Origin of the sequence: Burkholderia sp. MSMB1589WGS (assembly GCF_001636105.1) — a bacterium.
Taxonomy (GTDB): Bacteria; Pseudomonadota; Gammaproteobacteria; order Burkholderiales; family Burkholderiaceae; genus Burkholderia; species Burkholderia humptydooensis.
This window is the reverse complement of the sequence record NZ_LNJT01000008.1, coordinates 252937-268353: the sequence shown is the minus strand read 5'-3', so window position 1 is coordinate 268353 and position 15417 is coordinate 252937. Positions and strand designations below refer to the sequence as shown.

Annotated in this window: 14 protein-coding genes; 10 read left to right on the top strand and 4 right to left on the bottom strand. The window is 68.1% G+C overall.

The window, feature by feature from the left end; genetic code table 11:
* Positions 1-28: 28 nt before the first annotated feature.
* From WT16_RS19260 to WT16_RS19235, 6 genes are read left to right on the top strand one after another with little or no spacing between them, the layout of a single operon-like run.
* Positions 29-499: a gamma-glutamylcyclotransferase family protein gene (locus tag WT16_RS19260; protein WP_063533982.1), complete on the top strand. Its 471-nt coding sequence runs from the start codon at positions 29-31 to the stop codon at positions 497-499.
* Positions 496-2682 carry a class I tRNA ligase family protein gene (locus tag WT16_RS19255; protein WP_063533981.1) on the top strand — a complete coding sequence of 729 codons (2187 nt, stop codon included), beginning with the start codon at positions 496-498 and terminating at the stop codon, positions 2680-2682. Before WT16_RS19260 ends, WT16_RS19255 begins: the two co-directional genes overlap by 4 nt.
* A complete protein-coding gene (locus WT16_RS19250; protein WP_059930119.1) occupies positions 2679-3602 on the top strand; it encodes a class I SAM-dependent methyltransferase in 924 nt (307 codons plus the stop codon). The genes WT16_RS19255 and WT16_RS19250 overlap by 4 nt, the downstream gene beginning before the upstream one ends.
* Positions 3599-4510 carry a diiron oxygenase gene (locus WT16_RS19245; protein WP_171845205.1) on the top strand — a complete coding sequence of 304 codons (912 nt, stop codon included), beginning with the start codon at positions 3599-3601 and terminating at the stop codon, positions 4508-4510. The genes WT16_RS19250 and WT16_RS19245 overlap by 4 nt, the downstream gene beginning before the upstream one ends.
* Positions 4507-6120 carry a hypothetical protein gene (locus tag WT16_RS19240; protein ID WP_063533980.1) on the top strand — a complete coding sequence of 538 codons (1614 nt, stop codon included), beginning with the start codon at positions 4507-4509 and terminating at the stop codon, positions 6118-6120. The genes WT16_RS19245 and WT16_RS19240 overlap by 4 nt, the downstream gene beginning before the upstream one ends.
* Positions 6113-7006, top strand: coding sequence for a TauD/TfdA family dioxygenase (locus WT16_RS19235; protein ID WP_063533979.1), 894 nt, complete (start codon positions 6113-6115; stop codon positions 7004-7006). The genes WT16_RS19240 and WT16_RS19235 overlap by 8 nt, the downstream gene beginning before the upstream one ends.
* Here the strand turns inward: WT16_RS19235 and WT16_RS19230 are convergent.
* Complete coding sequence (locus WT16_RS19230; protein WP_063533978.1) at positions 6970-7677, bottom strand: class I SAM-dependent methyltransferase; 708 nt, start codon at positions 7675-7677, stop codon at positions 6970-6972. The two genes, WT16_RS19235 and WT16_RS19230, sit on opposite strands and share 37 nt — an antisense overlap.
* A gap of 11 nt (positions 7678-7688) precedes the next feature.
* Here WT16_RS19230 and WT16_RS19225 point away from each other — a divergent pair, with 11 nt between their 5' ends.
* The 3 genes from WT16_RS19225 to WT16_RS19215 all read left to right on the top strand — a co-directional run bounded on the left by WT16_RS19225 (position 7689) and on the right by WT16_RS19215 (position 11728).
* Positions 7689-8846 carry an aminotransferase class V-fold PLP-dependent enzyme gene (locus WT16_RS19225; RefSeq protein WP_059930113.1) on the top strand — a complete coding sequence of 386 codons (1158 nt, stop codon included), beginning with the start codon at positions 7689-7691 and terminating at the stop codon, positions 8844-8846.
* A 239-nt stretch (positions 8847-9085) separates the two neighbouring features.
* Positions 9086-9382, top strand: coding sequence for a hypothetical protein (locus WT16_RS34480; RefSeq protein ID WP_059930111.1), 297 nt, complete (start codon positions 9086-9088; stop codon positions 9380-9382).
* Positions 9383-9793: 411 nt separating this feature from the next.
* Positions 9794-11728, top strand: a complete 1935-nt coding sequence (locus WT16_RS19215) for a collagenase (RefSeq protein WP_059930109.1) — start codon at positions 9794-9796, stop codon at positions 11726-11728.
* A 152-nt stretch (positions 11729-11880) separates the two neighbouring features.
* Here WT16_RS19215 and WT16_RS19210 read toward each other — a convergent pair whose 3' ends face one another.
* From WT16_RS19210 to WT16_RS19200, 3 genes are all read right to left on the bottom strand, one after another.
* Positions 11881-12195, bottom strand: a complete 315-nt coding sequence (locus WT16_RS19210; protein WP_063534899.1) for a DUF4148 domain-containing protein — start codon at positions 12193-12195, stop codon at positions 11881-11883.
* A gap of 303 nt (positions 12196-12498) precedes the next feature.
* Entirely contained in the window at positions 12499-13665 is a 1167-nt protein-coding gene (locus WT16_RS19205; RefSeq protein ID WP_015602781.1) for an FAD-dependent monooxygenase, read from the bottom strand.
* Between the two features lie 425 nt (positions 13666-14090).
* The gene (locus tag WT16_RS19200; protein ID WP_015604048.1) at positions 14091-14828 is read right to left on the bottom strand and encodes an XRE family transcriptional regulator; all 738 of its coding nucleotides are present in this window, start codon (positions 14826-14828) and stop codon (positions 14091-14093) included.
* A 351-nt stretch (positions 14829-15179) separates the two neighbouring features.
* Between WT16_RS19200 and WT16_RS19195 the strand changes: the two genes are divergently transcribed.
* Positions 15180-15368: a DUF2964 family protein gene (locus WT16_RS19195; protein ID WP_009914759.1), complete on the top strand. Its 189-nt coding sequence runs from the start codon at positions 15180-15182 to the stop codon at positions 15366-15368.
* Positions 15369-15417: the final 49 nt, after the last annotated feature.

Sequence of the window (15417 nt, the reverse complement as noted above, 5' to 3'; positions counted from 1 at the left end):
AACCGGTCGGATCAGCGCGGGGGACACGATGAGCCAGGTTTGCTACTTCGCTTACGGTTCCAACATGAGCCTTGCGCGGCTGAGCGAGCGGCTGTCCCGTTTCGGCGAGGCGCTGATCGACCGGCGGCCCGGCGTCGTCGAAGGCTACCGGCTGATCTTCAACAAGGTCTCGTCGCGGCACGACTGGATCGGCTTCGCCAACATCGAGGCGGCGGCGGGTGGCCGCGTCGAGGGCACGCTGAACGCGATGAGCGAACGCGCGCTCGATGCGCTCGATTCGATCGAGCTCGTTCCGCTTCACTACCGTCGCGCCGGCGTGCTCGTGCGCGACGGCGCGACGGGCCGCCTGACGCGCGCCGTCACCTACGTCGCGAATCCGGCGATGGTGCGCCCGAACCTGAGGCCGACGCGCGACTATCTCGATCATCTGCTCGCCGCGGCCGACCTGCTGCCGCGCGCGTATCTCGACGACGTGCGCGCCGTGGAGTGCTGGACATGAGCGCCCCGCGCGCGGCCGGTGCGCGCAACGCGCCGCCGTATCGGCCGCAGACGCTCGAGCCGCGCTGGCAGAACGCGTGGCGCGACGCGCGTTTGTTCGACGCGGACCCGCGGCCGGGGCGGCCGAAGTGGTTCATCGTCGAGTTGCCGCCGTTCGCGACGGGCCAGTTGCACATGGGGCACGCGCGGAACTACGTGCTCGCCGACGCCGACGCGCGGTTTCGGCGGATGCAGGGCTACAACGTGCTGTACACGACCGGCTTCGACACGTTCGGCCTGCCGACCGAGCTGGCGGCGAGAGAGGCGGGCTGCGCGCCCGAGCGCCTCGCGCGCGAATGCAGCGAGGCGATGGCCGCGCAATTCGTCCGGCTGGGGCTCGGGCACGACAGCCGGCGCATCACGCAATACCACGTGCCGGCGTACTACCGCTGGGTCCAGTGGGTGTTCCTGCGGCTGTTCGAGGCCGGACACTGCTTCCGGCGCGACGCGCCCGCCGCGTGGTGCCCGCAGTGCGACGTGACGCTCGCCGCGAGCCTCGTCGACGAAGGGCGCTGCTGGCGCTGCAAGAGCCTCGTGAGCACGGTCGTGCGGCCGCAGTGGTTCGTGCGCGAATCGACGTTCGCGGACGAGATGCTCGACGGGCTGGATCGGCTCGCGGGCTGGCCCGACGACGTGAAGAAGATCCATCGCGACTGGATCGGCTGGCGCGAAGGTCTGCGCTTGCGCCTGCCCGTTCGCGGCCGCGCGCAAGGGCTCGAATTGCAGCTCGACGATGCCGCGTGGCTGCCCGGGCTGCAGTTCGTCGTCGTGGGGCGGCGGCATCCGCTGGCCGCCGCCGCGATGCGTGAAGGGGCCCGGCCCGGCGAGACGATCGTGCTGGCCGAGCGCGCGCAGGCGGCGGGCGCGACGGGCGTCGTCGATCTGCCGATCGTCGTCGAAGACACGCCCGACGATACGGCGCGCGCCGGCCGTCCCGATGCGGTGGCGGCGGACCGGGCGCTGGCCGAGCGGCACGCGATCGCCGCGCACGCTGTCTGCGACATCGATGCGATGCTCGCCGCGGGGCAGGCCGAGCGCTTCGTCGGCTACCGGCTGCAGGACTGGAACATCGCCCGCAACCGCTACTGGGGGCCGCCCGTGCCGATCGTGCATTGCGCGGCGTGCGGTCCCGTCGCGGTGCCCGAGCACGCATTGCCCGTGCGGCTGCCTGACGATGTCGATCTGAGCCGGCCCGGCAATCCGCTCGAGCGCCACGCGGCCTTCCATGACGTGCGGTGTCCGCGCTGCGGCGCGAGCGCGCGGCGCGATGCGCAAACGCTCGAAGCCTATTCGAGCCCGTGGTGGTACCACTGGATATGCAAGCGCGTCGATGCCGACGATCCGTTCGACCGCGAGGCCGCGAACGCGTGGCTGCCGGTTGATCTGATGATCGGCGGCGCGGACCAGGTGCGAACCTGCTTCTTCCATGTGCGGATGATCGCGCGGGCGTTGCGCAGGATGGGCATCGCCGATGTCGAGGAGCCCGTGACGACGCTGCTCGCGCTCGGCATGGTCAAGCAGGACGACCGCAAGATGAGCAAGAGCGCGGGCAATGCGGTGAGCCTGCGGTCGATCGTCGAGCGCTACGGCGCCGATGCGCTGCGCCTCGCGATCATCGGCGCGGCCGCGCCCGAGAACGACGTCAACTGGTCGGACGACCTCGTGCGCCGGCAGCGCGCGTTCCTCGCACGGTTGTGGGCGTTCGTCCACCGGGTCGTCGAGACCGAAGCCGGCGTCGCCGCCGCGCATGATGCGGGCGATCCGCCGGCCACGGGCCGGCCCGATCCGCTGCATCGGCGGATGAAGGATTGGCTCGCGACGGGCGGCCGCCGGATCGCGGACGACTTCCGGCGGCACGACTATCACCTCGCGCTCAAGAATCTCGCGTTCCTGTTCGAGCGCCTGCAGGCGTTCGATGCGGCGATGCGCAAGCGCGAGCCGCCGCGCGCCGAAGACGTCGCGATCCTCGCCGACGCGACCCGGCAACTGGTGCTGTACCTCGGGCCGTTCGCGCCGCACGTCGCCGAGGCGCTCTGGCAGGCGCTCGGCGGCGCGGGAATGGTGGCGGGCGCCGCATGGCCCGGCGCGTGCGCCGCGCAATCGCCCGCCGAGGCGGCGAAACAGCAAGGGGAGGCCCTCGCATGACGACTACGTTCAGTGGTCCCCTATTCGATCTCGTCGACGACGTGCTGCGCGACGCGCCCGAGTATCGCGGCTTTCGTGCGGGCGCGCAGTCGCGCGCCGAGTTCGCGGCGTTTCTCGAGCGCGTTCGAACGCAACTCGTCGGCCGCGGCGTGCCGTCCAACGACGTGCACTTCGCGAAGCGCTTTCCCGCGTCGATCGATGCGGCCGTCGAACATGCGTTCGCCGGGCTGGCCCCGACGGGCCTCGCGTGGCCGGCCGAATTTCCGGCGGTGTGCGCGCAGGTCGCGGCGAGCATCGGGCGCGGCTTCGATCATCAGGGCCTCGGCACCTATATCTATCCGGAGGAAGGGCGCCTGCTGCTCGCGGTCGCGCTGGCTTTCCGGCCGCGCAACGCCGTGTTTCTCGGCAGCTATTACGGCTACTGGGCCGCGTGGGCGCTGCCCGCGATCGTCGCATGCGGGGGCGGCGCGGTGCTCGTCGATCCCGATCCGCGCGTCGCCGACGTCGCGCGCCGCAGCCTCGCGCGGCTCTATCCGGACGCGGACGCGCGCGTCGAAGTCGTCTGCGACACCGGCGAGCACTATCTCGCGCGCGGCGGCGGCCCGTTCGATCTCGTCGTGCTCGACGCCGAGCTGCCGCGCGATCATCGGGACCCGACGCGGCGCGGCAAGGGCATCTACGCGCATCTGCTGCGCGCGGCGCTGCCGCGGCTCGCGCCGCGCTCGCTGCTCGTCTGCCACAACATCCTCTTTCGCGACCATTCGGGCTGCGCGTTCTTCGACGACGTGATCGCCCGCAATCGCGACGAGCTCGCGCCGTTCGTGGAGCTCGTCGCGCGCGAGTACGACTGCTTCGTCGAATGCCCGACGACGGAAGGCGTCGGCGTCGGCATGCGCACGTCGATGCGGGATCGGGCGTGATCATGGACGCCGCTTATCGCTCGCCGTTCGACGACTGGCATCGGGCGGCGTCGGTGCGGTCGATGCCGGCCGGCGCGTGGCTGACGGGCGGCGCGGGCGCATGGATCGCGGACGAAGCGGGCGGCGCGCTGTCCGGTCTCGCCGCGCGCGATGCGCGACGGGAGCGCGCGGCGGGCGGTCTGCTGATCGCGCACCTGAGCTTCACCGTCGCGCTCGAGAACGCGCTGATCTCGCAGGTGGCGCGCGACATCGCGGCTCGCGCGCTGCACGCGGACTACGGCGACGAAGTCGTGGCCGACGCGCTGCGCGTGCAGTGCGACGAGGCGTATCATGCGCTGCTCGCGCAGGAGCTGATGACGCGGGTTCGGGCGGCGACGGGCGCGGACAGGCCGCGTCGCGCGCCCGGCTTCCTGCGGCACGTCGACCGGCTCGTGGCGACGCTGCCCGGCGTCGATGCGCCGGTGCTGCGCTTCTGTGCGGCCGTGGTCGCGGAGACGCTGATCACGCACACGCTTCGCGACGACTGGCGCGACGACGGCCTGCAGCCGGACGTGCGGACGTTTCTCCGCCGGCACTATCTGGACGAAGCCCGGCACAGCGCCTATTTCTCGCGGCTGCTGACGCTGCTGTGGCCGCAATGGCCGGCCGGCGTTCGCGACGCGCTGCGGCCGCTGTGGCCGGGGCTCATCGACGCGTTCCTGTTTGCCGACGCGCGCATCACGACAGATGCGCTCGAAGACGCCGGCCTCACCGCGTGCGAGATCGACCGCGCGATGTCGGCGTGCGGCGCGCCGGACGCGATGCATCGCCGCCGCGCGCAGTCGACCCGGCAGACGCTGCATGCGCTGCGCGTCGCGGGCGCGCTCGACGCATGCGAATCGGCCGCCGTCGCGCCGGGGGGCGCATGAGCGCCGCCGGCACGCACGCGTTTCCCGGCTTCGCGTTCGGGCGCGGCGAGCGGCCGCTCGCTCTCGTCGGCGGCGGCCTGATTCTCGACAGCGGCGAGGCCGAAAACACGTTCGCGTTCCGTTGCCAGGACCGCTTTCTCGTCTACACGGGCCTGCTCGGCTTGCCGAGCGTATTGCTGGTGCTCGACGACGCGCACGGGCGGCATTACGCGCGCCTGCTCGCGACGCTCGACGAGCGGCTGCAGCGTCTCGCCGCCGCGCACGGCGTCGCGGCGCCGCGCTTGCCGGCGCCCATTCACGTGCGATGCGATTTGCGGACGCTGTCGCTGTCGGCGACCGACTCGTTCGATCGCGCGGCGCATGCGCTCGCGCGCGACGGCGCGCGAATCGGCTTCGTCGCGAACCAGATGGCGCCGACCACCGCGCGCATGCTGGGCGAACTGGCGGATCTGCTGCGCGGCCGCGGCGTCGCGGTCGATTTCGATCGCGCGGGCTGCGAGCGCGTCGCCGCGCTCGCGCAGGCGTGGCACAACAAGGCGCGCTTCCTCGCGTTCGTGCGCGACGCGGCGATACGCGGCGGGCCGCCGCTCGCGCCGAGCGCCGTGCTCGCGCCCGACGCGTTCCTGCGCATGCGCGACTGGGCCGCGCTCGCGGCGCGTTTCGCCGCGCAATGCGATCGGCGCGCGCCCTCGAGCGGGCTCTTTCTGAAGTCGTCGCAGGATTCGAGCGGCAACGTATCGGCGATCCTGTCGGAGGCGAACTTCGCCGAGCGCGCGCCGGCGTTCGCCGCCGAGGTGCGGCGCTGGCTCCTCGCCGACGGCTTCGACGATCCGGCGCACGTGCGCGAGCTGCGCTCGGAGTGCGCGCTGCCGCCGTCGATGGAGACGGTGGCGTTGAGCGATGCGACGCTCGTCGACCTGCGGCGGCGCCAGGCGCGGCGCCGCGCCGGCCTGCCGCTGATCGTGCAGCCGGCGTTGCAGCCTCCCGCCGGCACGTGGGGCAGCCCGGCGAGCGTCGGCGCGAGCTTCTACATTGAAGACGACGGCAGCCATCGCGTCGTTGCGGTGGCGGCGCAGTTGTATCGCGATGCGCAGCGGCGCCAGTTTCTCGGCCTGCATGTCGACGACGGCCTGCTCGACGATTGCCGCGCGCGCGAGTGGGTCGCGCGATGCGGCGCGCTGCTCGACGCGCTGGCGGCGCGCGGCTACCGCGGGCCCGTCAATTTCGACGGATGCATGGGCGCGGACGGGCAGTACTGGTTCGTCGGCGACTGCAATCCGCGGCTGACGGCCGTCTATGTGCCGCTCGCCGTGCGGGCCTGGCTGCGCGCGGCCGGCATCGACGTGCGCTCGGTGAGCAGTTTCGGCTACCGGGGGGAGTTCGAGATTCCGGAGATTCGCGCGTGCGTCGACACATGGTCGCGCGCGGGCCTGATCTTCAGCCGCGAGCGGCCGCAGGGCTTCGTCATCCTGCCCAATCTCGCGCGCCGCGACGGTCACGATGCGCTCGCGATCAATCTCGACGTCGCGCAGGCGTCGGCGCGGCTTGCGCGCATGCGCGAGCTCGCCGCGCAAGCGGTGCCCGCGCACCTCGGAGCGATCCATGTCTGACGGCTCGACGCTTTGCATCCGCCCGCTGTCCGCGGCGCTCGGCGCGCAGATCGACGGTGTCGACGCGCGCGCCGGTCTGGATGCGGACACCGTGCGCGCGATCCGCGCGGCGTGGCTGCGTTTCGGACTGCTCGTCTTTCGCGGCCAGGCGCTCGATCCGGCGCGGCTCGTCGCGTTCACGCGCCGTTTCGGCGAGCCCGTCGTCTATACGCGCGCGGAGAACGCGTGCGACGGGCAACCGGACGTGCTGGTGCTGTCGAACATCGTGAAGGACGGCAAGCCGATCGGCGCGGCGATCAGCGGCCGCTACTGGCACACGGACGGCCATTTCCTCGCGTGCCCGCCCGCCGGCACGCTGCTGTTCGGCGACGAGACACCGGCCGAGGGCGGCGACACGTGCTTCGTCAACATGACGGCCGCCTATCGCGCGCTGCCCGCGTGGCTGCGCGCCCGGATCGACGGCCGCACGTTCGTGATGGATCGCGTGCAGACGCTGCCGTTCCACTATCCGCGGCGGCCGGCCCCGCCGCCGGACCAGAAGCGGGTGTGGCCGGACATGCTGCAGCCCGTCGTCAGGACGCATCCGGAAACGGGGCAGAACGCGCTCTACATCGGCGGCGTCGTGCCGTGGCGCATCGTGGGCATGGAGCAGCGCTACGGCGAAGCGCTGATGGCGCATCTGCACGCGATCGCATTCGACGAGGCGCGGTTCGGCTACCGCCACCGCTGGCGCGCGGGCGATTTGCTGATGTGGGACAACCGCTGCCTCGCGCATCGCGCGACCGACTACGACATGGCGCGCTACCGGCGCACGATGTATCGGACGACGATCGCGGGAGACCGGCCGTTCTATGCGCGCGAGCGCGCGCAGGAGGATGTTTCGTAGATCGCGATCGGATATTCGAATGCGTATTCCCGGTGCCTGCGCAGCCAGCCGTAATCGCACTCGATGACCCGGAAATGCGACGGATTGTTGAACACGATTCTCAGCCGTCTCGGATGTTGCCGCAGCGATCGCTCGATGTCGGCGAACACGGCGCGGAGGATGTCGCCATGAAACGGATTGTAGAAGTACAGCACCGACGCGGCATCGGGCAAGCGAAAGCGCCGCGCGTCGCAATGCAGCAGACGGATGCGGCGGCGATCGGCGTCGGGCAGCGCGCGGCCGACGTTCGCCTGCGCCGCGCGATGCAGGCGATCGGACGTTTCGACGCCGATCAGTTCGCGAAACGGAAAGCGCGCGGCGAGGACGATCGCGCGCCCCATCCCGGAGCCGTAGTCGACGAACACGTCGTCGCGCGCGACATGGAGGTCGCGCAGCACGCGGTTGAATGCGCGGATCGAGCTCGGGTAGTAGTCGTGGCAGTCCTGCCATTCGGCGACGAGCGACTCGATCGGCACGAGGCCGCCGCTACGGATGTTCAGGCGCCGTTCGAGCGTCGCGTCGCACAGCCGGTCGAGCGCGACGCGGATCGCGAGGCCCGGGCCGCCTCGGCGCCATGCGCGCGCGAGGCGGCGAGCTTCAGCCGCCAGATTGCCGACCGGATTTTCGAACATCGGACAAGGCCATGACAGACTCACTGAAATCGTTGTTTCTGCTCGACCCGGGCGTGACCTATCTGAACCACGGCGCGTACGGCGCGACGCCGCGGCCGGTGTTCGAGCGTCACGTGCAATGGCAGTACGAGCTCGAGCGCGAGCCGGTCGATTTCCTGTCGCGCCGCTTCACGGAACGCATGGCGCAGGCGAGAGCGATACTGGCCGAATACGTGGATACCGAACGCGACAACCTAGTATATGTCAGCAACGGCACCACGGGCGTCAACATCATCGCGCGCAGCATCCCGCTCGGCCCGGGCGACGAACTGCTCACCACCGATCACGAACATGGCGGCATCGAGCGACTGTGGCGCTTCACCGCGCAAAAGCGGGGTTTCGGGATCGTCCGGCACAAGGTTTCGCTGCCGGTGACGACGCACGCGCAGTTCGTCGAGGATTTCTGGCGCGACGTGACGCCGCGCACGCGCGCGATCCTGATCAGCCAGTTGACGTCGCCCACCGCGCTCGTGTTTCCGGTCGCGGCGATCTGCGCGCGTGCGCGTGCGCGCGGCATCCTGACGATCGTCGACGGCTCGCACGTGCCCGGGCAATTGCCGTTGTCGCTGCGCGCGATGGATCCGGATTTTTATGTCGGCATCCTGCACAAATGGGTTTGCGCGCCGAAGGGCAGCGCGTTCCTGTATGCGAGACCGGACGTGCAGCCGCTCGTCGAACCGCTCGTCGTCAGTTGGGGCTGGGAGCCGAAGAACCCAGGGCCGTCGAAGTTCGTCGAGTATCACGAGTGGCAGGGCAGCCGCGACATCTCCGCCTTCCTGAGCGTGCCGAGCGCGATCGCGTTCCAGCGCGAGCACGACTGGGACAGCGTGCGCAGGCGCTGCATCGCGCTCGCGAGCGACGCGCAGCGCGAGGTGGCCGCGTTGACGCGCGAGCCGCTCTACCATCCGCCGGGCGCGCATGAATGGCATGGCCAGATGGTCTGCGCACAACTGCCGCCGGAAACGGACGACATCGCGCTCTTGTACCGGTTGCGCAACGAATGCGGGATCGACGTGTCGGTCGACCGTTTCGGCGGCCGGCCCCGCATGCGGATTTCGATCCAGGGCTACAACGGCCCGGACGATGTCGATCGATTGCTGAGCAGTCTGAAGCAACTGCTGCGGCATTGAAGGATTCGGGAATTGCACCTGTAGCTTAATCGGACAATGGGGCCGAACGTGAAGCGGAAGTAGGCCGGGCGATACCCGCCTGCAGCTTTCCAGGGCGTCAATGCAGGCAGTGAGCCGGGCCGAGGGCCGTGAATCGCAGGCTTCAAAAGTACCAGTTTTGGGGGCTGGGGAATGCGGGTTCGAATCCCGTCAGGTGCGCCACCATTTGTCCGTCGACAAATAAAGGAGGTGATGATGCTATGGGAATGCTAGATGACGAGCAGTTGAAGGCGGTTCATGCGTCGCTGGCGCCAGTCGTCGAGCGCTTGAGCGAAGCCTCGGCGACGCTGGCGAGCAGCGCGGTGCCATTGCTGGGTGTTCCACCCGCGACGGCCCCACCGGCGGCGGCCCCACCGGCGGCGGTGCCGCTCGCGACGGCGCCACCGGCCGGCGTGCAGCTTGCGACGCAGTTGAGCGCGCACGCGGCGCCAGTTGCGCTCGCGGCGCCACTGGTCTCGCAGTCGATTCCAGCCCTGTCGCAGCCAGTGCGGACCTGATCGGGCCGAGTGGCGTGGACGGCTGAGTTTCGGCGCAATGCCTGATGCCCTGGATTTGACACCCTGGAACTGACGCCCTGGACGCCGAGGCGGCCGCGCAGGCGGTCGTCTCGGCTCACGTCGCCGCGCCGCATGCGCGGCCAGCACGGCGACGCGAAACTCCCCCGATTTTTTTCGATGTCCTGCGTCACGCCGTCGTCACGACGTGGCGCGCCGGTCCGTCGCGAATCGCGGACGTATTGCGGATGTCGCTCCGGAAATTCGGGTGGTTAATCGAATTATTGTAAAAATCGATTCCAACGGGTAAATAATTCAATCAACATGAATTGACCTGTCTTCCTTTCATTAAATTGACTTGTTGATGGGCGATGTTATATCTTCGGCGCTCCAAAATAACCGAGGGCAAATCAAATGCCAATAGCGGAGCTGTCTCGCAAAACCTGTCGCTGGTCGGCCGCCGTGATGTTGTCGGTATTCGCGGGGCTGATCGGCACGGCGTCGGCCAATACGCAGCCGGCGCAGCAAAAGCAGGCGCGCATGCCGCGCGTGCCGCAGAATCTGCCGGTTTCGCCCGAGCAGGCCGAATACAACCTGCCGCTGAGCGAGCAGGATCGCGCGGCGCTGACCAAGCCTTCGCAGCGCAAGCAGCCGGCCAGGCGCAGCAAACGCAGCGCGCCGGGCGCCGATTGCCGCGACATGTCGGTGATGGCCCAGTATCACGGCGCGGCGCTCGCCGATTACGTCGCGAACCTGCCCGATTACGAATGCCATTACGGCCTGTTCTCAGTCGATAAAACGCTGGCCACGCAGATTTTCAATGCCGAAAACGTGCATGCCGTCGCGAGTCGTTTCGTACAGGATATATATCGGTACGATGCGAGCAATTTGATTCTGGTCAATTCGCTGATTTATCTGCGCGCCGCGTATTACCAATATGATGTATCGGGCATTGCCGATCCGATTCCGAATCTCGCGGTGTGGCTGCGTCCGTATATCAAGCAAAGCCTCGAAGGCGAGGCGCTCTACCGTGAGAACGCGCGCGCGCCGAGTACCGCGAACGAGCTGATGAAGCTCATCACGAACATGAAGGACGAGGCGTACTACCTGCCCACGCTGAAGAGCCGCATCGCGTCGTACACCGTGAGCGCGACGAATCCGCAGGCGGCGGCGCCGCTGCTGCAGCGCAGCGCGGCGGGCGGCTTCACCGGCTTGCTGACGGTGTTTTTCTACGCGCATCAGCGCAGCGGCGCGCAGCCGATGCTCGACAGCGACGCGACGCTGCCGGAGACGCTCAACCGCTTCGTCACCGCGAACCGCGCGAGCCTGTCGAACACGAGCGCCGCGTATCAGCTTGCCGACGCGGCGCGCGAAACGTTTCGCTTTCTCCGCTATCCGGCGCAGAAGCCGCGCGTGAAGAAGATGATCCAGGACATGCTCGCGTCGACGAGCATGACGGGCGCGGACAGCGATCTGTGGCTCGCGGCGGCGGAAGCGGTCGACTACGGCGACGCGGGCGACTGCTCGGACTACGGCACGTGCGACTACAAGAAGCGGCTGACCGATGCGGTGCTCAAGTATCGTTACGCGTGCAGCGCGAGCGTGCGCATTCTCGCGCAGGACATGACGGTGCCGCAGTTGCAGTCGGTATGCACGGCGGTCGCGCGGCAGGACGATTACTTCCACAGGATGATGCAGACCGGGCGCAAGCCGGTGGCGGGCGATCGCAACGACACGATCGAGCTCGTCATCTTCGATGACTACGCGAACTATCGCAAATATGCTTCGGTGATCTACGGAATCAGCACCGATAACGGCGGCATGTATCTCGAAGGCGATCCGTCCGCGCCCGGCAACCAGGCGCGCTTCATCGCGCACGAGGCGTCGTGGCTGCGGCCCGAGTTCAAGGTCTGGAACCTCGAGCACGAGTTCACGCACTATCTCGACGGCCGCTACGACATGGCGGGCGACTTCACGGCGAGCACCGCGAAGCCGACGGTCTGGTGGATCGAGGGCGTCGCCGAATATCTGTCGAGAAAGAACGACAACCAGGAATCGATCGACGCCGCGCACACGGGCGCGTACCGGTTCTCGGACGTGCTCGGCACGCTGTATTCGTCGAGCGACTACGTCGCGCGCGCATACCGGTGGGGCTACATGGCGACGCGCTTCATGTTCGAGCGCCATCGCGCGGACGTCGACACGATCGTGTCGCGCTTCCGGGTGGGCGATTACGACGGCTACGCGAACTATGTCGCGTACATCGGCAACCGCTACGACAGCGAGTTCGTCGACTGGGCGCGCAATGCGACGACGGCGGGCGAGCCGCCGCTGCCGGCGAAGCGCTGAGCGAACGCGGCCGTTACGCGCGCGAACGCGCGATGGCCGCGATGCGAACGGCGTGCGGCGGTTTCAGCGCGCGATGGCGATCGGCATGACGATCGATCGCTTTCGATGCGGGCCTGCGTGCGCGATTTGCGCACGCAGGCCCGCATCATCGGTCAACGGTGACGATACGGCGTGTCCCAGCCGCCCGACGTCGGCGATACGCGCTGCCCGGACTGCATCGCGCCGCCGCCGCCGCTGCCATAGCCGGAGGTGTCCGCGCCGTTCGCCGGCGCGAGACGGGCCTCGGCCGCCTGGATGTTGGCCGGATACTGGTTCTTCGAAGGCTGGTAGCCGGCCTTTTCGAGCCGGATCAGTTCGTCGCGCACTTGCGCGCGCGTCATCGGCGCCTCGGTCGACGGCTGCGCGAACGACAGGGCCGGAACGGCGAGCGCCAGGGCAAGCGCGGCCATTTTCAGAGCGGTTTTCATGATGCGTACCTCCATCTGTCCCGCCGCGGGCGAACATGCTCGCAGCCGGTGACTCAAGCTTGGCAAATCCGCCTTAAGAGAGGGTTAACGGCATCGTATCGGATGTTGCGGTGTGTGATGCGACGCGCGGCGATCCGCGATCGCGCGCCGCGCAACCGGCCGGCTCGACGAGCGCCGGGCGCGGGGCCGCGTCCCGTTTGCGCCGCGCCCGGCCGCACGGACCGTCGATACAACTTGTTTCAGCTTCGCCGCCGCCGCGGCCCCGCGACAGCGTGCTGATCCGATCGCGCGGAACGCCGGCGATCACGCTTCGGCGTCGGTTCCCAGCAACGCGGCGTCGCGTCCGCTCGTCTGCAATTGCGACCGGAAGTTGGCGAGGAGCGCGGCGCGATCGTGGTACGTGGTCGCCAGCGCGTGGCCGTACGAGATCACCGCTTCGTTGACGGGATGCCGGATGCGCTCGAACCGGTCGAGCGCATCGGCGAGCGCGATCTGTCCGCTCAGGTGCAGGTCGAGGCACTCGCCGAGTTCGCCCGCGTCCTCGATCGCGAGGTTCATGCCCTGACCCGTGATCGGATGGATGCTGTGCGCGGCGTCGCCGAGCAGCGCGACGTTGCGCTTGTGATAGCAGTCGAGATTCATTCGCCCGAGCGGGATCGACGGAAATTCCGTGCCCGGGCCGATCGCCGCCATCGCGTCGGCGCTCTCGTCGCCGACGAATTCGGCCAGACGCGCAACCAGCTTCGTGCGCGTCGCGTCGGCGAGATAATTTTGCATGTCGCTCGCCGGAAAGCTGACGACAAGACGCGTCGCTTCGTTGCCGATCGGATAGAAATAGGCGAGCCCCTGGTTCGAATCGACGTACAGCCTGTTGCATTCGCGAACGCTGTCGGTGAGCGCGATCGTGCCGAACGCCATCGGCGCCGCATACGGAACGCGCTCGGCATGCGCGCGCAGCACGTCGCTGCGGATCATCGAGCGCGCGCCGTCCGCGCCGATCAGCACTGTCGGCGCGACGGTCTCGCCGTCGCTCAACGCGAGCGACGTCACCGTGCCGTCGGCGTCCTGCTCGATCCGCTCGATCGACGTCTCGAAGCGCAGGCGCACATTGGGCAGGCCGTCGAGCTTCGCGAGCAGCAAGCGGCGCAATTGCTCGCATGGAATCAGGATGAAGAAGCCGAGCGCGCTGGACGCCCGGTAGTCGAGCGACGCAATCGGCTCCTTGTCGTGGAACAGCTTCATCGCGTCGCGCCTGAGTCCGCCGGCGGCGAACACGTCGTCGAGCAGCCCCATCTTGCGAACGATGCCGATGCCGGAAGGCTTCAGCAAATCGGCGCCGTTCTGCGCGCGGTTGCGCGCCGCACGCTCGACCACCGTGACGCTGTGGCCCCGCGTTCCGAGCAGGTGCGCGAGTGCGACGCCCGCAATGCCGCTGCCGTTGATCAGTACATCGACTTGATTGTTTTTCATAGTGGGTTCGTTTGATTCCAGTGGTCGCCGTCGACGGTCGGTCCCGACGCCGGATGGGCCCGGTCAGGCGAATTGCAACGCAGGTCTATGAAAGAGATTGATGGGCCGCTTCGATTTTTCCATTGATTTATTCGTGGATTTTGAGTCGCCAAATCATCGGGTATCGCGAAGGAAATGCATCGTCGGCGGCGCTCGCCGGCCGCGCCAGAAATCGTATTAAAGATGCAAAAAATACGCAAATAAATATGATTGTAAATGGATGGGCGAGGCGTTTCGGCGGGGGATTTATTTGTTTTGATTTATTGAAAATTCAATCCATTCATTTCCGACGCGTTGAAACGAATGTGCCGATTGAATTGATGCGTGCGATGGCGGGAGCCGCAGCGGCGGCGCGGACCGGCGCGCCGGCGTCGCTTGCGCGGCATTCAACGCGTGGTTTTTTTCGCGACGCGGTGTGCGGCGTCATTCGTCGGGACCGCGCGCGGAACGGGCGCCTCCTTGCGCCGTTCGTTTTTTTGCGCCGAAGGCGGCGGCTCGATTTTCTTGCGCGCGGCGCGCGTGCGCGGCGGCTTCTGTCCGCCCGGCAGCGACGGAAACGCGGGCTGCCCGTCGCCGAAGAGCGGCAGCGTGCCGACCGCGATCAGCTCGACGGGCTCGTTGCCCACGTTCACGACGCGATGCCGCTCGTGCGCATTGAAGTGCAGCGAATCGCCGGGGCCGAGCGGATAGTCCTGCTTGCCGACCGTGTAGCGGACATGCCCCGACAGCACGAACACGAATTCGTCGCCGGCATGCGCGACCCATTCGGACGAATAGCCTTCCATCATCGATACCTTGACCGCGTTGAGCTGGCTGCCCGCGAAGGTCGTCGACAGGCGCTCGTAGCGCTGCTGCGTCGGACGGATCGAGTACGACTCGCGGCTGCCCTCGTGCGAATCCGGCCGATCCTGACGGGGCTGGTCGATGAGCGCGCTGAGCGGCGCGCGCAGCGCTTTGGCGACGTTGACGAGCGAAGAAATCGAAATGCCGGTCAGGTTGCGTTCGACTTGCGACAGGAATCCGACCGACAGGTTTGCCTCGGTGGCGACTTCGAGCAGCGTTTTTTTCAGCTCCCGGCGCAGGCGGCGGATGCGTCCGCCGATATGCATGATGTCCGAATCCATGAATCTCCCACGAGGCTACGGTTGCCGTTCGACGCAAGGCGCGCGGCGCCTGCGATTGCGTCGGCCGTGCCCGTTGCGCGGGCGCGGCGCGGCGGTGATGCCCGAGCATTGTACAGCGACGCTTTTGGCTTTTTGCGCGTGTGGAAGCGCACTTCTACGCGGCGCCGGTGCGTCGTTCGCGCAGCTCGCAACGGCGGGCGGCGCTTGACTCAGGTCAAGGCCGCGATCGTGCGACGGGCGATCATACCGAAAGGCTGGACGGGAAGCACGAGCGTCGATCGCGCGTGACGACGCCGGCGCGCGGTGTCGACATTGGACGGCGGCCGCATACACGCAAGCCAGGAGACCGTCATGGTGCGCAAATATCGGGTCGTTCTCGCGACCATCGCCGTGTTCATTTCGCTAGCGGGGATGATGGAAGCCGTTCGCGGCCTGCTGTTCGACAGCAGCGCCGAGTTTTTCTATGGCGTGATCGCGCTGTCGGTCGGCGTCGCCGCGTTCGTCGTGCTGCTGAATCCGACGGCGAAGGACGAGCGCTGACGGCGTCGCGGCGCGCGGGCCCGATCGGTCGGCAGGTTCGCTCGCGGAT